Raw genomic sequence first — 17,215 nt, forward strand, 5'->3', positions numbered from 1 at the left:
CGGGATTGAGCGGCTCGCCGACGCTCGCCATAAACCGCAGTCGGGAGAGATCGTGCGCTTTTGCAAGCTCTGAACCGGCCTTCATCAACATGCGGATGGCGGTGGGCGCCGTATACCAGACGTTCACCTTCTCGCTCTCGAGGATGCCGTACCAGCGTCCGGCATCGAACTCGGCCTCGTCCACGATCATCGTGGCGCCATTGGTGAGCGGGGAAATGATGCCGTAGGACGTGCCTGTAACCCAGCCGGGGTCGGCCGTGCACCAAAACACGTCATCAGGATGGAGGTCGAGGGCAAGCTTCCCGGTTATATGGTGGGCCACGACCGCCCGATGCACGTGAACGGCGCCTTTGGGGCGACCTGTCGTGCCGGAGGTGAAGTGCAGGAGCGCCATGTCTTCCGGCTCGGCGGCCGCGACCGGAAACTCCGTTGCCGCTTTGGCCATCAACGAGGGGAGTTCGTGTGTGTGTGGTTCCACCTCATCGCCGGCATCGATCAGGAGCACTGCGTCGAGGCCCTGGAACTCCTTGCGCCAGGGAGCAACCTTCTTCTTGTAGAGCGAATGCGAGGTGACCAGGACGCGCGCGCCGCCGATCTCCATGCGGGCCTTGACCGGTTCCGGTCCGAAGGCCGAAAACATCGGGCAGAAGACCGCGCCGTATTTCAGCGTGCCAAGCGCGGCGACGTAGAGTTCCGGGACGCGACCGAGCAGGGAATAGACCCTGTCACCCCTGACAATCCCAAGCCCTTTGAGAACATTGGCGAAACGGTTCGTTTCCCGCTGCAGTTCGACGTAACTGAAGTCCCGCCGCGTTCCGTCTTTCGAAATCCACCGGATGGCGATCCCGTCGCCTCTGCCTTGAATGACGTGCCTGTCGATGGCCTCGAATGCAATATTCAACTTGCCGCCGGGCAGCCCGTCGAGAAGACACTCCGCGTCCTTCCAGTGAAAAGCCGCGCAGAATTGGTCATAGTCAGCAAGATTGGCCTGCCGCTTGGTGACGTCACTCTTGCGGATGATGTCCATCGACCCCTCCCTTGCGGGCTCCGTTGGCAGTCCTCCTCCCGGACCCTTAATTTTTATGGATCGGGATCCCCTTCGTTCGCATTGATGGCCGTCAACGCGGATTCAAGCGAGCCGGGACTGGGACCAGATTTTGGCTCTCGGCTCCAACAGCAGATCTGGATCGAACCCGCTCATCGGTATCGGCTTCGCCATGCCGTGCCAGTGCTGCTTTGAGAGCGACTGAAGCCGGCCGAGATTGCAGATCTGGAAATGGGAATTGTCCAGGATCCTGATGTTCCTCTGGCGGGCCAAGGCCTGAACATGCCTGCTGATCGTTTCAACAGTCGTGCCGAGGTAACCGGCTATGTCGCGCCGGCCGATCGGGAATTCGATGACGTCGTCGTTCATCGCGAGCCCGGCGACACGCATCCTCTTGTGGATATGCAGCATGAAACTGACGACGCGCTCGAACGTGTTCTGGCAGCCAAGAACTATCATCCATTCCCGGCTCAACTCAAGATCGCGCAAAATGCTCATCATGACCCTATGCTTCAGTTCATGATCGGTCGCCAGGAGAGCCTCGAAGGACTTCTGCGGAAATACGCAGGCCGCGACATCGGTCGCGGCCTCATAGGTGAAGGCGCGGCTGCTGTGGAAGAAGTGGCCGAAATAGTCGCCGGGCAAGGCTAGGCCCACGACCTGCTGTCGTCCGTCATCAAGCGTTTGCGTTATGCGTAGGACGCCAGACGTCATTCGGCCGACTATCGTTGCTTCACCACCCTCAGGAATGATGGTGAGACCGCTTTCGTATTGCCGGATATGGCCGATCCGGGTCGCCTCCTGCTGCTCTCTCTCGCGGGGAGCAATCGTAGAATGGCTGTGAAATTGCAGAGGCTGATGAACGATCGCGCCTAATTCGACTGAACTATCGGGCATGCTCTCCTCCTCATAAGAAGTGTCCAGATGCAGTCATTGGATCTTTTGAAAAATAGAACCGATGCCCAGCGGCGAATTTGATTCAAATCAACCAACGTGAAGAATATGGTGGCAGATACTACACAACGTTGTAGTCGATTGCGATCGTCTCCCCTTTCAAATACCCCGCTGAAGGTGCCGCACCCGAAACCTCCGAGATTAGGGGGACGGCTCGTCGATGCCCTGCTCCGCGAGCACATCCATTCCGTGACTATGGAGCGGAAAGACGTGCCACACATGCCCGGATCGCCCGCGCAAATATCGGAGAGACGTCGATCGATTCCAGACGGGGAATTTGCGTGCCGCTGATGACGGTGTTCGCCACGTAGATGGCGTCAATGAACGACCTGGACAGCGTATCTGCGGCCTTAGCGCTGAAAAGACCATGCGTCGCCACCAGATGAATACTTTCGGCGCCGCGTTTGCTGCACGCCTCGGCGGCGCGCGCCATCGTCGTCCCGGAACTGATCATGTCGTCATAGACGACCACCGTGCATCCGGCGACATCGCCGGCAAACAGTTCTCCAGTGACCTTGCCCATGGAACGCTGCTTTTCCATGAACGCTTTCTGGACTGGTCGGGCGAGATAGCCCTCCAGCGCCACGCGGAACGCCTCGGCCCGCTTTGCCGCTCCCATGTCCGGCGCGACCACGGACACCTCACGGCCTTCGAATTTCCCAGCCAGATGACGGGCAAATGCATCGTGACTTTCGAGTAGCAGCAAGGGACGACGAAGGCCGTTTTGAAGTGCTGCGACGTTGTGCGCCTCCATCGTGATCACGCGATCGACGCCGACGGCTTCGAGAAGCTGCGCTACATATCGCGACGTCAGCGGATCGTGTGGCTTAGTCTGCCTGTCCTTGCGCTGGTAGCACAGATAAGGAATCACGGCCGTGACCCGGGCCGCCCCATTGGTCTTAAGCGTCCCAATGAAGAAGATAAGGCGGCAAAGGCGGTCGTTGACCGATTGCACGTCGTCGCCCTGGAGACTGGCGAGAACAAAGGCCTCCTGGTTCGTGACATCGACCAAGGGCCGCGCCTTATGTTCGCCATCTTCGAATTCCCGCTCCTCGAGCGGGCTGAGATCAAGTCCGAGATTGGTGGCGACCAGCGCCGCAAACGGCCTGTCGCGCTCGAATGCGAACAGCCAGGGTTTGCGGTGGCCCCACTGTGGCGCGCGAAATTTCGAGCCATGGCCGACACTCGGGCGGGTAGACATGCCCACAGCCACCGCAGTGGCGGTACCATCCTCCGCCTCCAAGGGCAGCACGAGCATTTCATGGGCGAAATTGCCCGCACCGGCGCCACGCCCAGCCATAAACTCCACCAGAAGCGGCTCGCCGGTCTCGATGACCTTGTCGAAGACGCGGCGGCAGCGCGCCGCGTTGCGCCGATTTGGTGCCTGTGAAAGACACTCGCCACGACGCAGTTCACCAAGGTAACCCGTCGATGGCTGTTCACCAGCGTGGAGCCGGTAATCCCTTCGCCCGTCCTCCTCGATGAAGATCAGGCACTCACCGAGGCTGCGGCCGGATATCGCGTTTTCGAGATCGCTTAGGCTTGCCGCCAGCCGGCTCCCCTTCTTCTCCAACCACGTGACGTAGAGTTGGGCGACGACCTCCCCCCGTGGAAGGGGCGAACTGTCAATGCGCGAAAACAGTCGTTTGAGCGGTGGATCCGTCAATGCCATTGTTGTCATCGAGACCTCCCTAACCATAAGCACAATCGCATCGAATGGCGAAGGCCTGCGTTGACGTGCATCAATGACCATGCTGCAAGGCAATGTCTTGACTGCCGTCAACGCAGTCCGGTCACTGGCCGCTGCGGTCAAGTTGAAGGTATGATGCGGATGATCGATCCCGCCTGCACAACGGAGGACAAAGTCGCCTTTCTCAGACAGCCAGCTGCCTATCCGGACCGGCCACGGCAGGTGGAGGTGATCGAAACCCACATGTCCTGGGTTTTCCTTGCCGGCCACAATGCGTACAAGCTGAAGAAACCGGTGGTTTTCCCATTTCTGGACTTCACGCAGGCGGCAACCCGACGGGCGAACTGCGAGGCAGAGGTGCGGCTGAACAGGCGACTGGCGCCCGATGTCTATCTCGGTGTCGAGAAATTGACGCTGGAAGACGACGGCGAGCTTCGGCTCGACGGCAAGGGACAGCCGATCGACTGGTTGGTCCGCATGAGGCGACTTCCCAAGGATCGGATGCTCCATATAATGATCGCGGAGAACCGCCTCGAGCCTGCGCATCTCGATGCACTTGCCGATGTGCTGTCTCGCTTTTACCAAACGGCAGAGCGGCCCTCCATCGACCCTCTGACGCATCTCAAGAATCTCGATGAGCAACAGGCCTGGAATCGGCAAATGCTGGGAAATGCGGATTTCGCCCTCGACCACGCGTTCGTTCGCCAGCATCTCATAGACCTTGAATCCGCCATGGCGCACGCCGCTCCGCTGATCGAGGCGCGCATCCGCCAGCGATCCTATGTCGACGGCCATGGCGACCTGCGGCCGGAACATATCTGCTTCACTACGCCAATCGCCATATTCGATTGTCTGGAATTCGACGACAGGCTGCGCTTCGTCGACCCCTTCGACGAACTGGCATTTCTATCTCTCGAATCCGAGTTCCTGGGAGCGGCATGGGTGGGGCGCGAAATCCTCGATCGGATGCGATTGGGTGAATGCGTACCGCCCCCTTTGTTCGATTTCTACACCGCCTTTCGCGCCACGATGCGCGCCCGCATGGCTTTGAGCCATGTTGCAACAGATTCGTCGAGACCAGTGGCACTTTGGGTCGACAAGGCCAACAAATATCTGACGCTGGGTCATCGCGCTCTTGAGCGAAATAGAGCGAACGACGACGCATAATATCCTGGCATGCGGCGCGAACGACCGTCTTGACTATCCTCCACCAACCTTGTTCACTCGGCCAATATTCAAGGTCGCAAACGCTGTTCAGATCAGAGTTTCCATCGATGAGATCGAGCCAGGCGTCTGGCACCGTCTGAGTGAGGGGTTGCGTAGGTGGGCATAAGAAATCGCAAGCTATCGTAGAAAATACAATGATTTTCGGCCTCGGCAAAGTACCATGTCACGCACATCGTCAACCAACTCGTAGCGTGCCGGCAAGATATTGTTCTCTTTAGACTATTCAAGCGTGGAGGTCCTGGCCGCTACAGGAATGGCAACTCGGTTTGGCGGCCCCTTTGTCGGTACGTTTGTTGAGGCCATTGACTTAAACGCGAAGTACCGTCGCCCGCTTTTCGTGCATGACAGTCCTTCGTCCACTGCAGTGTTCGTCTTGGCAAATTCATGCAGTCGTCCATTATTGGGACGTGACAGCGACTAACGGACGTCCGGCGTTTCATTGCTTGCAAGTTCCGCGCAGAAATCCAGGAAGATGCGGACTTTCGCCGCCGGGTGGCGGCGGGACGGGTGAATGGCGTAAAGCGGAAAGGTCTCGTCCGGCCAGTCTGGAAAGAGATCAATCAGCGCGCCGCTGGCGATCCAGTGCCCGATGCCGAGGGACATGACCTGCGCCACGCCGGCTCCTGCCAGGCAGACCTGCAGCATGGTGTTCACATCTGTCAGCAGGAGCGGACCGGTCGTCGGGACAGGCAGGACCTCCTTGCCGCGCTGGAATTCCCATTCGAAGGGACGGCCCGTTAGCGGATCGCGGAACTGGATGCAGGCGTGATCAGACAGATCCTCCGGCCTTTTTGGCCTGCCGCGAGCTTCGAGATAAGAGGGTGCGGCCACAGTCAGGATGCGCGTCTCCAGCAAACGCCGTGAGATCAGCGAGGACGACGGCTGTGGCCCGAAACGCACGGCAACGTCCATGCCTTCCGAAACCAGATCGCCCACGTCGTCGCGGGTGTGGATCTCGATCTGCAGTTCGGGGAAACGCTTCGTGAAACTGCCGAGATGCGGCGCCAGCACCAGTCCGGAAAAGAACGGATCGACATTGACCCGCAAACGGCCGCGCACTGCGCTCGCGGCCCCGGACGCAGCGCCTGCCGCTTCCTCTATACCTTCCAGATGCGAGACGACGGCCTCATAAAAGCGCGCACCCTCATCCGTCAGGTGCAGCGACCGGGTCGTCCTGTCGAACAGCCGGATGCCCAACCGGTTCTCCAGCCGCGAAATCGATCGGCTAATCCCGGAAGGGGTGAGACCCAGCATCTCGGCTGCCCCCACAAACGTGCCTCTTTCGACAACAGCGGCCAGCACGCCGACGCCGGACAGGATACGGCCGTCAAAATTCATGCTCGATACTCCGCATGTCTCGTCTTTGTCGATCGTCGATAGGTGACTTTCGGTCATGAGTGATACGACAAATCGACGTTACACGCATCAGTCTTTCTCCGGCATGGTCGGCCGAACCTGAAAAACCGAAGATTTGGCATGACTGACCACGCTATTCCTCAGCATCGTGGAGTGCCCGCCCCCAAGGCGGCCTTTATCGGTGAAATCAAACGGCGCTCGCCTCTGGCCGAAGCGCTTGCCGTTGTCGCGCTTTCACTTGGAACATTTGCCTTTGTCAGCACGGAACTGGTGCCTATCGGCATCCTGCCGCAGATGGCGGAAGGCGTCGGCGTATCGCTTGGACAGGCCGGGTTCCTGGTGACCGGTTTTGCGCTGCTTGTGGCGATCGCCGCAACGCCGTTCACCGCCGTCACCGGGCGCTGGAACCGCAAATGGCTGATGTTGAGCCTGCTGTTTGCCTGCACGCTCGGCAACGTGCTGACCTATTTTGCGGAAAACTATGCAGTGCTTCTGGCAAGTCGGCTGATCGTTGCCGCCGCCAACGGCATTTTCTGGTCGACGGCGGCAAGCATGGCGGTTCGGATCGCTCCCGAAAAACACGCCGTCCGGGCCACCTCGGCAGTCTATGGCGGGCTAGCGCTCGCCTCTGTGCTCGGCATTCCCGCCGGCACGTTCCTCGGAAATTATGCCGGCTGGCGCATCCATGCCAGAAACGACGAACGCGCCAAGGCCGCCATGGCGGCCCTGCCTGCAGCCCATGCGGTGCTCGAGGGCGATGTCTCGACCATTCGCGCCACCATGCGGCTTGCCGAAAACGCCAACCGGCATGGTCCCTATGACGCGGTCATCCACAATGTCGCCGTTGGCTACCGCGAGCCGCAGCGCATCGAAACCGGCGACGGCCTGCCGCATGTCTTTGCCGTCAACACGCTGGCGCCGTTCATCCTGACGGCGCTGATCGGAAGGCCTAAACGGCTCGTCTATCCGAGTTCCGGTCTGCATCGCAATGCATCGGCCGATCTTGACGACATCACTTGGGCGAAGCGCCGTTGGGATGGAACTGAGGCCTATTCGGAAAGCAAGCTGCACGATGTGCTTCTGGCCTTTGCCTTCGCCCGATATTGGCCGGACGTCCTGTCGAACGCGCTTGAACCCGGCTGGGTGTCCACGCGCATGGGCGGTTCGGCGGCAACCGATGATCTCGACCAGGCGCATCGGACTCAGTCCTGGCTTGCGGTCAGCGATGATCCGGCCGCGGTGGTGACGGCGGGATATTTCTATCACATGCAGCCCCGCGAGGTTCATGCCGACGCCCGCAATCATCAGCAACAGGATCGTCTGATCGAGATCTGCGAACGTCTGTCGGGGCTGAAACTCGAAATCCGGTGATGCCAAGCGCTCACCATCCTGCATCAAGGCTGCGCGAAACCTCAGCGCAGCCTCATCCTTGGGAGAGGGATCAGCCCTGCGGCAATTCGGGGAACTGGCCCACAGCCCCGAAATTGATGAAACCGGTGACGGGCTCCCAACGGGCAGCCTCTTTCGCCCGCGCCTCTTCCGCCTGACGCACCATCGCCAGGGAATCGGCGCCGAGGATGAGATGCGGCGGCAGGGTGTCCGCGCCGGCAAGCCTCACGATTACCTCCGCAACCTTGCCGGATCTCCGGTTTCAAGGCCCCAGAGCCCTTTCAGTTGCCTGATCATCGCGCCAACGGAGGGTTCATAGTCCGGCAATAGGGCGGGGATATCCGCACTGGCCCGCTTGCCCCAACTGGTGCGCATGCCACCCGGCTCCAGCGCCGTGACCTTGACGCCGAAAGGTGCGGTTTCTAGCGCTAAGGCCTCCGTGAAGCCCCCGACTGCCAATTTTGGCCGCTGAATAGGCGGCATTGCCCGGAAAGCCGATCCGCCCGCCGATCGAGGATATCTGGAAGATGTGCCCGGCACGCTGCTGCCGCATGATGGGAAGTGCCGCGCGCGTGAGGTTCACCACACCGAAAAAGCAGGTCTTGACCAGCCTGCGGAAATCCTCGGATGGCGTTTCCTCGAAAGGGTGGAAGGAGCCATAGCCAGATTGTTGACCAGGACATCAAGCCGTCCGAAGGTGTTCGTCGCCGCCTTCACGGCGGTGGTCACTTCGTCTTCATTGGTGACGTCCAGCGGATGGATCAGCACCTGCCCGCCATACTCGTCTGCTAGTGCATCGAGTTGCGACGTGTCCCGGGCGTGGCAACGACCCTTTCGCCGGCGGCGATCGCCTGTTCGGCGAGGACGCGCCCGAGGCCGGCACCGCTGCCGGTAATAAGCCAGATCTTTGACATCTCAATCTCTTTTAATGCGTGAGTACACAGTCATTTAAAAACCAAAATCGACTAGTTGAGAAGCCGCCACAGCGCCTCGAAACCGTCTGCGCAAATGGTTGCAGCATGGTCCGGATCATCGCTCATGGCATCCATGGTCGTCGTTGCCATGGCTTCGACCAGGGCCGCGACATAGGATCTCGGCGCGTCCTTCAGGCTGCCGTCGGCGCTGATCCGCCAGATGATGTCCAGAACCGGCTGCGCTGCCTCATATCCTGCCTTGCGCGTGAGGGCGCTGACTTGATCCGAGACACCGAGTTGCGCAAGTGCGCGGCGCTTTGAGGGATTGGCCACGCCCCAATGCGTCCAATTCTCCCATATATGACGAAGCTGGGCCCGCAAATCGCTCCCGGATTGCCGCGATTCGAGAACAATGCCGGTCAGCTCCGTTTTCAGTTCCAGGTAGAGTGCATTGAGCAGTTCCGCCTTGGTGCCAAAATAGGTAAAGACCGATCCGTGCGGAACACCGGCGGCCTTTGCAATCTGTGCCGTTGCCGCGCCGAGGCCCTGCTCGGCCACCAGTTGGGCGGCTACAGCCAGTATAGCGGCCCGTTTGTCCTCATCGAGGGGTCTTGCCATGCGGTCTCGCTCTCATGCCTTGCAATTAAATGACTGTTCACTCAGTCATTGTCAATGGCGGTCGAAGTCATAAGCGCTGAGCAAGCGCGACATGGATAACGCTTCTCGCGCTCAGAAGACCATTTAATGTGGGCTTGATGCCGCTTGGCGTTGTTGCTGAACCGCGTTGACGGTACTTTAGTGGGGGTTGAATTCGACACATATCGGCCATTCCCTACGGTGGACCGGCCGATAGATACCGATAGTCCAAGGATTTTTTTCGGCCAAGTCCGCTCTTGAAAACCCAGCAAATTCAAAAGGCTAGGCTTTTGGCGGTATTTTCACGGTACGTTGACCCGATATTTTGCTTAATTATATCAGATGCTTATGGCGACGAAAATATTCGAGTGGGAATGAGCGCTAACGGCAGCAGGGGCACAATACCCTTGCTGCCGCTCGCTTCGTTTCTTGCGCGGTCTTGTCAGCCGACGATCCGGTATGCCAGGACAGGGAGGTCGTCCATCTGCAGCGTCTCCGCCTTCACCGGAACAGGGCCGCGCTCGAACAGGGCTTTGAGCGCCTGTGGTGTCGGATCGACGCCGAGAATGATCGCCTGGACGATCGGCCCCTCCTTCAGTCGGATATGGCCGTAGACATAAGGCGCGATCTTCTCGAACCGCGGATGGCAGGCCGGCGAAATGTTGTGCGATGCTAGCAGAAGCGTGGCGTCGCCGCTCAGTTCGACCGGGGTCACGTCCCAACTGCCGCAATGTTCGCAGCAACCGGTTGGCGGGAAGGTGTAACCGCCGCAGACTTTGCAGGTGATAGCCCGAAAGACGCCCTCGGAAAGGCCTTTGTAGTAGGAGCGGATGGCGCTCGGCTGTTCGGCAACGGTCGACATGTCAAATGCTCCCGAGAACGACGACGGTGCCGATCATGGCGTAGCCGTGCGTGTGGATGACGGAAATCTCCGGCGGCTTCTTGATTTGCCGCGGCCCGGCTTGGCCCCGCATCTGCAGGACGGCCTCATAGGTGTCGGTGCCAGCGCTGGCGCCCCACGCATGGCCGAAGGCGTGGCGACCGCCGTGGGTCGACATCGGCCGGTCGCCGTCAAAGCGCAGCCGCCCGTCGCGCGCTGCGTTCAGTCCCTTGCCGGGTTCGAGGTAGCCGGTCGCCTCGGCGGTGCAGATCCCGGAGATGTGCGAGCAGTCGTGGGTATGCAGGTAGTCGATATCGGCAGGTTTGATGCCGGCCATCTCGAAAGCGGTATCGATCGCGCGGCGGTCGAACTCCCAATATGTCGGGTCTTCGCCGTACCAGGGCAGGTCGCTGTAGCTGATGCCGAAGCCTTTGAGTTCGACCGGCGGCGACTTGCCGCCCTTGGCCAGATCGGCGCGGGTGATCACCATGGCCGACGCGCCGTCGGCGGTCGTCACCAGGCTGAGCAGCCGTGACGGCCAGGCGACGAAGGGATTGTGCTCGTCGGACCGCCAATAGTCGAACGGATCGGAGAAGCCTTCCCTCTTGGCGCGGTCTTCGAGCTTTTCCTGGATGTTGGCCTTGGGATTCATCGAACCGTGTAGACGCCGAGTCTTGCATAGTTCGAACATGCTGCGATCGAAATCCTCGATCGACATGCCGTATTTGCGGCAGTAGCCCAGCGCGACCAGACCGTTATAGGTCGAAAAGATGTCGTAGCCCTGCGGCACGCCATAGGCTTGGTTGACCGCCATGTCGGTCCACAGCCATGTCTGCTGGTGCGAGATCGGTTCGCGCTCGTAGGGACTGAGATCTTTCACTTTGGTGCGCGTGGTCTCCAACCCGTAGACCAGTACGGTATCGTAGACGCCGGCCGCGACCGCCATTGCGGCGAGCGCCGCGCCGACATTGGTGGTCGAACATTGCGCCTCGAAATGGACGCCGGCCTTGAACTGGGTGCCCGTCCACTTCGACAGCTGCGAATAGGTGCCGGGCACCTGCGAACTGTGCACCATCGCATTGCCGGCGAATACCGCATCGACGTCCTGCCCGGTCAGCCCAGCGTCATCAAGCGCCTCCTTGACCGCACGCGCCGTCAGTTCCTGGATCGTCGTGCCCTTGAGTTCGGGCGTCTCAAGCAGATCACCGAAGCGCGAGCAGCCGACGCCCGATATCGCAATTCGTTCCCGTAATTTTCCTGTCATAAGACAACCCCTTTCATGGCCTGCCGCCTTTGCGTGACAATGGCGGCGAGCTTAGCTTCCACGAAATTCAGTCCAGCATGACGCCTGAACCGCTCCGGCAGCACGGAATAGCGTCAGCCGACCACGACTGGGCGCCCCATGCATTGACAGAGATCAACGAGGTCAAAAAGAGAAATACGACTTCCGATCTCCGCGGACGAAATCCGCGCCGCCGCGGCGGGCTCCGCCGGTGAACGACACGCTTTGCACTCGCGCGGACTGTAGATCGCCGTCGACCAATTGAGCACGCCCGGCAATTTCCAACGCGTCCCCCCCGTTCCGGCGTTGGAATGTGGTGGCGATCACAGCGTTCATCGCGCTCACGTCAAATGCGGGTGACCATGCAGGTTCTCAACGCCGTCGCGCAGTTCGAACGGGATTTGCTGATCGAACGGACGCAATCGGGCCTCAGGCGGGCAAAGTTCGAAGGCAAGACCCTCGGGCGCCCCTCCACACTCAGCGAGGGACAGAAGCAGGACGTGCGTGAGGATCTTGCAAAAGAAATGAGCGTTTCGGCCATTGCCCGGAAATTTGGAACCAGCCGCCAAACCATCATGCGAGTACGTGACGAGAGTTCACGGTCCGTTCGACCTTAGCGTACGATTCCGCACTGCTCTTGTTCTGACCCCATCTTCGGTCAGGTCTGGATCAAACGGTCCTGACGCCATACACCTCGTGTGCAGGGATAGGCAAAAGGCGGTAGGCCATTTCCGCCTTAAGTTCTTCATGTCGGGCGATCTCGTCGGGCGTCTTGTCTTTCTTTGCGCCCAATGTGACGAACTCTTCCTTCACATGCCCCGGCTTGATCACGGCTTCGGCGGTCCGGCCGCGATAGCTGAAGCGGAACACGTAGGGTCCGGGCGGGTCGGTGATGATGTCCCTGCCGCCGATCGACTTGTCGACGGTCAGGCGTCCCTCGGTCAGCGCCCGGGTCACCATTTCCAGCGCGTCGCGGCCGCCGGGACCGGAAAACGCGGTCACGATCGTCACCTCGCGCCGTTCCAGCGGCGTGTCGGACAGAAGCGGAAACGCTGCCTGCATGGCTTTGAGCGCATGCGCGACACCGCCGGGAAAGCCGCCGCCGTGATAGGCGTTGATGCTGTCGAAGGTGAAGCTGATCGGGTGGCCGTTGTCGAGCACGGTAATGGCATTAGACATCTGCGAAGGCTTTCAGGTTGCGTACGAAACGGTCGAGGAAAAGGGTCGTGGCCGGCATGAAGTGCGAGCCGTGGTGGAACATCGGGTCGAGCGAGGAGAGGATCATCGTACCCCTCGTCGACACCTTGTCCTCGTAGAGGATCGCCCGGCCTTCGCCGTCGCGGGCGAGAACCGTGGCGCCGTCAGGCGGGACGAACCAGCCGTGCAGGTGCCAGGTCGCTTGCCTGTCGCCGATCCCGGCCATCAGCGGATGGCCGGCGGCGGCCTCGGTCACGCGCACGCCGAGATCGGCGGCCGGATCGAGCCACCACCACCAGTTCGTCGGCGTGCCGGTGAAGTCGACATGCGGCAGCCACAGATCGGACCGGCTCTCGCCGAGCGCCACCACCGTGCCGCCGGCCGCCAGATGGCGGGCGATCACGGCTTTCTGCCCGATCAGACGCTGCGCCGGCGTGCGGCACGGAACCCAGAGAACATCAACCGGCCGCAGGATGTCGGTGAGCTGTTCGGGCGCGCAGATCACGTCGAAGGCCTCAGTGTAGCGCGGTCCTTCAAGACTGCGAATATGGTAGTAGGTGCCGCAGGATGGCGCCACGATGCGCCGTCCGGTGCGGCTCGACCTGCGCATGCCGCCATAGGTTTCGGGGGCGGCAAGCGGCAGGCCGGCCGCCGGTAACGAGGGCGAGCCGGGCCATGGCTCGAGGCAGGCGCCGCCCCGCGCCCAGTCGATCATGCGGCGCGTCAGCTCGCCCGAAAGCTTCCATTCCAGCCCCATAGAGCCGAGATCATTGCCGGCATGGGAAAAGATCCGCCCGCCCTTCGGCCGCGCCCAGACCCAGTCGACCGGCACCTTCGCCGCGCCCAGGCTGTTGACGGCCACGGCGCCCTCGGGCAGCGGATTGCAGCCCCGGCCGTAGAAGCCGGCCACGCCCTTGTTGGTCTCGAGTTTCGAAAGCTCGATGCCGGCAAACAACGGATGGGGATTGACAGAGGCGAGGTCGAAATCGGCGCGCTTCGGTGCCTCGATTGGCCGGTACTGTGTCATGCCGTCGATCAGCGGCCGCACCATGTGACCGTTGAAGAACCAGCGGCCTCCGGCATCGAGGAATGCGGCGAGCGCCTCGCGCATCAGGGCCATGGCGTTCTGGTCGAGCTGGTTGCCGGTGATCAGGCCGCTGTGGGCCAGCAGCATGTCGGCGTTAAGCGCCGTCTGCTCGACGATCGTCACCAGACCCTCGGCGGCGGCCGCCTTTACCGCTTCGGATGGGGCCTCATAGGTGGATTTCAGATAAATCGTGTTCATGCCGCCTCTATTCCGGCAAAGGCCGGCAGGATTGCCCGGCGCGTCTCGCCCGTCGGGCCGTTGACGTCCACCCAGCGCATTGGAACGCCGTAAAGCTCGGAAAGCTTGTCGGGCTCGATCATGTCGGCGACGGTGCCGTGCATCTCGCGCCCGCCCGGCATCATCAGCAGCACGTCATCGGCCGCCGCCAGCGCATGGTTGGGGTCGTGGGTGGTGAACAGGATCGCCTTGTCGCGTCGAAGCCTGAGCGTATTCAGGAGTTCCAGCGTGCGCGACTGGTTGCCGAGATCAAGCGCCGAGGTGGGCTCGTCGAACACCAGCGCCGGCGAACTTGTGGCGATGGCCCGCGCGATCATCACCATCTGCCGCTGGCCGCCGGACATGCGGTCGTAGCGAAGCTCGGCGAGATGGCAGGCGCCCACCTCGACCAGCGCCTCCTCGGCCGCCGCGCGGTCCTCGGCCGAGGGCTGGCCGAACAGGCCAAGCCGCGCCGCCCGGCCCATGATGACGACATCAAGCCCGGAGAGCTTGGCCTGCGAGGCGCCATGCTGCGGCACATAGCCGGCGATTTTCGGAGCGCTGCGACGACCCTTCGCCAGCGGTTGGAAGCCGAGCAGGGCACGCAAAAGCGTGGTCTTGCCGCGGCCATTGGGGCCGAGCACCGCCATGGATCGGCCGACCGGCACGGTGAAGCTGATGCCGGAAAGCAGCGGGCGGGCGCCGAAGGAGACGGAGGCGTCTTCAAGACCGATCATGTGCGGTTGGTTTCCTTGAAATGGCGGCGCAGCAGGAAACCGAACACCGGCGCACCGACCAGCGCGGTCAGCACACCGAGCGGAATTTCCGCCGCCGTCAGGGTGCGCGCCATGGTGTCGATTAGCGTCAGATAGGCGGCACCCAGCAATGCCGAGGCCGGGATCAGCGTACGGTGGTCCTCGCCAACTAGAATGCGCGCAGCATGCGGCACGACGAGACCGATCCAGCCGACGATGCCGGCCACCGCCACCGATGTGCCGGTCATCAGCGAAATGGCGACGAAGATGTACCAGCGCTCGCGGTCGGGATTGACGCCGAGCGAACGGGCCTCCTGTTCCTCCAGCGCCAGAAGGTTGAGCCGGTAGCGCAACATCCAGACGGCGAAGAGGCCAAGTCCCATGCCCGGAACGGCGAGCCACAGGCGTGGCCAGGTGGCGGTCGAGAACGACCCCATCAGCCAGTAGACGATGGCGGGCAGCGAGGTGTTGGGGTCGGCGACGAACTGCACGACCGAGACCAGCGCGGCAAACAGCGCGCCGACGATCATGCCGGCCAGGATCACCGTGATCACCTCGGTGCGGCCGTTGATGCGGGCGAGAAGTCCGACCAGGACCAGCGCCGACAGGCCGAGCAGAAAGGCCATGCCGAGCAGCACGAAGCCGGAATAGCCGAACAGGATGGCCAGCGCGCCGCCGAAGGCGGCGCCCTGGCTGATACCAAGCACTTGCGGCGAGACCAGCGGATTGCGGAACACGCCCTGCAGCGCAGCGCCGCCGACGGCGAGTGCCGCTCCCGACAGTGCCGCCAAAAGCACGCGCGGCAGCCGTACCAGCAGCACGATACGCTCGTCCATCTGGGTCGGCGCAGCGTCGGGGTTGAGGATCGCCGTCAACAGGATCTCGCCGATCCGAGGCACGTCGACGGAAAAGCGTCCGGCGCCGATCGAGAACAGCATGGCGGCGACAAGTGCCAGCGCCATCAGGCCGAAGGCGCCGATCCTGAAGCCGATCAGGCTTTTGCGCCCGCTTTCGGTCGCCACCATCGCCATCCTACTTTGCCTTGAACTGGGCGTAGTCGGTGGCGTCGCCCTGCATGCCGATCCACAGGATGCCGTCGATGTCCTCGTCGGTCAGGTCGTAGTCGTAGAGCGTCTTGTAGGCCTTTTTCATCTCCGCGCGCAGGTCGTACTGGAAGATGTCGGGATGCATGAGATTGGCGAGCCACATCCAGGTCAGCGGGCTTTCCTGGTTCGGCGGATCCCAGCGATAGCCGCCGAGTGGCATCTTGTAGACGCGCTTTTCCTGGGCGGCCTTGGTCAAGGATAGGATCGGATCGTCATTGATGCGCTCCAGGCCAAGCTTGGCCTCGAAACTGTTGAGAAGAATGACGTCCGGGTTCCACTCGGCGATCTGCTCGGGGCTGATCGTCGTGCCCTGGCCCTGAACATCGGCGGATGCCGAGGTGGCGCCAACAAGATTGATGTAAAAGGCGTTGTAATTGCCCTTGTCGCCGGACGCGGTGAGGCCCTCCAGCGCGCGGCCGAGATAAAGGACCTTCGGCTTCTCGTCGGCCGAGATGTCCTTAGACTTCGCGGCGATGTCTGCTGCCACCTGATCGCGCCAGCCGTTGATCATCTCCGCGCGCTCGGGCTTGCCCATCGCGGTCGCCACCATGGCCTGATACTGCTTGGTCTTCTCCTCGGTGCCGTAGGAGATCAAAAGCGCGGTGAGCCCAGCATTGACAATCGGGTCGACCAGGTCCGGGCCGCGATCGGCCCACTGGATCACCAGTTCGGGATTGGTGGCAGCCAGTTCCTCGACGTTCGGGATAAAGTTCGGTGCGGTGATGTCGGACGGAATGTCCTTCGCTTCGGGGAAGATCTTGCCGAGCACGCCTTCGACAATCGCCGACTTGGCGGTTGGGTTCATCCCGACCAGTTTCGAGGTACCGCCATCCATGGCAATGATGGTCGAGGCCATGGGAATGGGGATCGAGGCGATCCGCTCCGCCGGCTTCGTCAGCGTCACGGTGCGCTTTTCATGGTCAATGATGGTGATCGGGTCCGCCATCCCGCTGATCGGTTGAGCAACGACCAGCGCAAGAGCGATCGCCATTTCGTTCAGTCTGAAAAACAATTAGGCCCCCTCAAAATTCAGTGCGGCATATCAAATCGTAAATATGATTTCTTTTGTCAAGATAATTGCGATGCTCGTCAGCAGCCGAGGGGCCGGCGATTACGCAGGGCATATTTCACGCCGAAAAAGTCGCGCTGTTGCTGTCTCAGATTTTACATCCCCGCGTGAATATATTTCACAAATTTGGCCAATGGTGATAGGTTTTCGCTGACGGTGACGGTTTCCCGCAGCGGGGTCTAGATCCGGTGATCCAATTTCGCGAGATGACCTATGGGTAAATGGCCTACGCAGGGCGTGATTGACTTTCACGGAAGACCCTTGCCTGAGCGAGGCGAGCCGGCCGGCTATGCTGCGATCATTGCGGCATTTGACCTAATCGTAACCCCGCCGTCGCGGATGGCCGCGATCTCGGAGCGGCATCACTGTTGATTTCCACTGAGAGCTGACCCGGCGCAGCCTGATTTCCATT

The 17,215-nt window shown here is 61.3% G+C and carries 17 protein-coding genes and 1 pseudogene; 3 read left to right on the forward strand and 15 right to left on the reverse strand.

The window, feature by feature from the left end:
- The 3 genes from RNA01_RS21795 to RNA01_RS21805 all read right to left on the reverse strand — a co-directional run.
- Positions 1-1,027 (reverse strand): AMP-binding protein (locus RNA01_RS21795; protein WP_147182230.1); only part of this gene is annotated, 1,027 nt, incomplete at its 3' end.
- Between the two features lie 102 nt (positions 1,028-1,129).
- Positions 1,130-1,942 carry a Crp/Fnr family transcriptional regulator gene (locus RNA01_RS21800; RefSeq protein WP_147182231.1) on the reverse strand — a complete coding sequence of 271 codons (813 nt, stop codon included), beginning with the start codon at positions 1,940-1,942 and terminating at the stop codon, positions 1,130-1,132.
- A gap of 250 nt (positions 1,943-2,192) precedes the next feature.
- Entirely contained in the window at positions 2,193-3,572 is a 1,380-nt protein-coding gene (locus tag RNA01_RS21805) for a ribose-phosphate diphosphokinase (RefSeq protein WP_210245798.1), read from the reverse strand.
- Between the two features lie 15 nt (positions 3,573-3,587).
- Here RNA01_RS21805 and RNA01_RS21810 point away from each other — a divergent pair, with 15 nt between their 5' ends.
- On the forward strand, positions 3,588-4,856 hold the full coding sequence (locus tag RNA01_RS21810; RefSeq protein ID WP_147182232.1) for a hypothetical protein: 1,269 nt from the start codon (positions 3,588-3,590) through the stop codon (positions 4,854-4,856).
- A gap of 477 nt (positions 4,857-5,333) precedes the next feature.
- Here the strand turns inward: RNA01_RS21810 and RNA01_RS21820 are convergent, their stop codons facing one another.
- Positions 5,334-6,254: a LysR family transcriptional regulator gene (locus tag RNA01_RS21820; protein ID WP_147182233.1), complete on the reverse strand. Its 921-nt coding sequence runs from the start codon at positions 6,252-6,254 to the stop codon at positions 5,334-5,336.
- 138 nt (positions 6,255-6,392) lie between these two features.
- Between RNA01_RS21820 and RNA01_RS21825 the strand changes: the two genes are divergently transcribed.
- Positions 6,393-7,643 carry an MFS transporter gene (locus RNA01_RS21825; RefSeq protein ID WP_147182234.1) on the forward strand — a complete coding sequence of 417 codons (1,251 nt, stop codon included), beginning with the start codon at positions 6,393-6,395 and terminating at the stop codon, positions 7,641-7,643.
- Positions 7,644-7,713: 70 nt separating this feature from the next.
- Here the strand turns inward: RNA01_RS21825 and RNA01_RS23920 are convergent, their stop codons facing one another.
- From RNA01_RS23920 to RNA01_RS21845, 6 genes and pseudogenes are all read right to left on the reverse strand, one after another.
- Positions 7,714-7,890, reverse strand: a complete 177-nt coding sequence (locus RNA01_RS23920) for a hypothetical protein (protein ID WP_210245799.1) — start codon at positions 7,888-7,890, stop codon at positions 7,714-7,716.
- An 84-nt stretch (positions 7,891-7,974) separates the two neighbouring features.
- A pseudogene (locus tag RNA01_RS24505) lies at positions 7,975-8,429 on the reverse strand (SDR family oxidoreductase).
- Positions 8,430-8,449: 20 nt separating this feature from the next.
- Entirely contained in the window at positions 8,450-8,575 is a 126-nt protein-coding gene (locus RNA01_RS24360) for a hypothetical protein (protein ID WP_268906705.1), read from the reverse strand.
- Between the two features lie 51 nt (positions 8,576-8,626).
- Complete coding sequence (locus RNA01_RS21835; RefSeq protein WP_147182235.1) at positions 8,627-9,193, reverse strand: TetR/AcrR family transcriptional regulator; 567 nt, start codon at positions 9,191-9,193, stop codon at positions 8,627-8,629.
- Between the two features lie 460 nt (positions 9,194-9,653).
- Complete coding sequence (locus RNA01_RS21840) at positions 9,654-10,073, reverse strand: Zn-ribbon domain-containing OB-fold protein (RefSeq protein ID WP_147182236.1); 420 nt, start codon at positions 10,071-10,073, stop codon at positions 9,654-9,656.
- Position 10,074: 1 nt separating this feature from the next.
- A complete protein-coding gene (locus RNA01_RS21845; RefSeq protein ID WP_147182237.1) occupies positions 10,075-11,355 on the reverse strand; it encodes a thiolase family protein in 1,281 nt (426 codons plus the stop codon).
- 329 nt (positions 11,356-11,684) lie between these two features.
- Between RNA01_RS21845 and RNA01_RS21850 the strand changes: the two genes are divergently transcribed.
- Positions 11,685-11,990 carry a helix-turn-helix domain-containing protein gene (locus tag RNA01_RS21850; protein WP_268906706.1) on the forward strand — a complete coding sequence of 102 codons (306 nt, stop codon included), beginning with the start codon at positions 11,685-11,687 and terminating at the stop codon, positions 11,988-11,990.
- 52 nt (positions 11,991-12,042) lie between these two features.
- Here RNA01_RS21850 and RNA01_RS21855 read toward each other — a convergent pair whose 3' ends face one another.
- Genes RNA01_RS21855 through RNA01_RS21875 form a run of 5 tightly spaced genes read right to left on the reverse strand, consistent with a single transcriptional unit; the run spans position 12,043 to position 16,725 of the window.
- Positions 12,043-12,534 (reverse strand): hypothetical protein, encoded by a 492-nt coding sequence (locus RNA01_RS21855; protein ID WP_284727970.1) that lies wholly within the window; start codon positions 12,532-12,534, stop codon positions 12,043-12,045.
- Between the two features lie 10 nt (positions 12,535-12,544).
- A complete protein-coding gene (locus RNA01_RS24230; protein WP_147182239.1) occupies positions 12,545-13,855 on the reverse strand; it encodes a ThuA domain-containing protein in 1,311 nt (436 codons plus the stop codon).
- Positions 13,852-14,610, reverse strand: coding sequence for an ABC transporter ATP-binding protein (locus RNA01_RS21865; RefSeq protein ID WP_147182240.1), 759 nt, complete (start codon positions 14,608-14,610; stop codon positions 13,852-13,854). The genes RNA01_RS24230 and RNA01_RS21865 overlap by 4 nt, the downstream gene beginning before the upstream one ends.
- The gene (locus tag RNA01_RS21870) at positions 14,607-15,659 is read right to left on the reverse strand and encodes a FecCD family ABC transporter permease (protein WP_147182241.1); all 1,053 of its coding nucleotides are present in this window, start codon (positions 15,657-15,659) and stop codon (positions 14,607-14,609) included. The genes RNA01_RS21865 and RNA01_RS21870 overlap by 4 nt, the downstream gene beginning before the upstream one ends.
- A 1-nt stretch (position 15,660) precedes the next feature.
- Positions 15,661-16,725 (reverse strand): ABC transporter substrate-binding protein, encoded by a 1,065-nt coding sequence (locus RNA01_RS21875; protein ID WP_147182243.1) that lies wholly within the window; start codon positions 16,723-16,725, stop codon positions 15,661-15,663.
- Positions 16,726-17,215: the final 490 nt, after the last annotated feature.

The organism is Paenirhizobium naphthalenivorans (assembly GCF_007992095.1).
Lineage (GTDB): Bacteria > Pseudomonadota > Alphaproteobacteria > Rhizobiales > Rhizobiaceae > Allorhizobium > Allorhizobium naphthalenivorans.

Excerpts from the sequence above, each read along its gene's own strand:
- RNA01_RS21875 (WP_147182243.1), bottom strand. The coding sequence starts at position 16,725 with ATGGCGATCGCTCTTGCGCTGGTCGTTGCTCAACCGATCAGCGGGATG.
- RNA01_RS21820 (WP_147182233.1), bottom strand. The coding sequence starts at position 6,254 with ATGAATTTTGACGGCCGTATCCTGTCCGGCGTCGGCGTGCTGGCCGCT.
- RNA01_RS21845 (WP_147182237.1), bottom strand. The coding sequence starts at position 11,355 with ATGACAGGAAAATTACGGGAACGAATTGCGATATCGGGCGTCGGCTGC.
- RNA01_RS21825 (WP_147182234.1), top strand. The coding sequence starts at position 6,393 with ATGACTGACCACGCTATTCCTCAGCATCGTGGAGTGCCCGCCCCCAAG.
- RNA01_RS21870 (WP_147182241.1), bottom strand. The coding sequence starts at position 15,659 with ATGGCGATGGTGGCGACCGAAAGCGGGCGCAAAAGCCTGATCGGCTTC.
- RNA01_RS21800 (WP_147182231.1), bottom strand. The coding sequence starts at position 1,942 with ATGCCCGATAGTTCAGTCGAATTAGGCGCGATCGTTCATCAGCCTCTG.
- RNA01_RS24360 (WP_268906705.1), bottom strand. The coding sequence starts at position 8,575 with ATGTCAAAGATCTGGCTTATTACCGGCAGCGGTGCCGGCCTCGGGCGC.
- RNA01_RS21865 (WP_147182240.1), bottom strand. The coding sequence starts at position 14,610 with ATGATCGGTCTTGAAGACGCCTCCGTCTCCTTCGGCGCCCGCCCGCTG.
- RNA01_RS21840 (WP_147182236.1), bottom strand. The coding sequence starts at position 10,073 with ATGTCGACCGTTGCCGAACAGCCGAGCGCCATCCGCTCCTACTACAAA.
- RNA01_RS21850 (WP_268906706.1), top strand. The coding sequence starts at position 11,685 with ATGTGGTGGCGATCACAGCGTTCATCGCGCTCACGTCAAATGCGGGTG.
- RNA01_RS21835 (WP_147182235.1), bottom strand. The coding sequence starts at position 9,193 with ATGGCAAGACCCCTCGATGAGGACAAACGGGCCGCTATACTGGCTGTA.
- RNA01_RS24230 (WP_147182239.1), bottom strand. The coding sequence starts at position 13,855 with ATGAACACGATTTATCTGAAATCCACCTATGAGGCCCCATCCGAAGCG.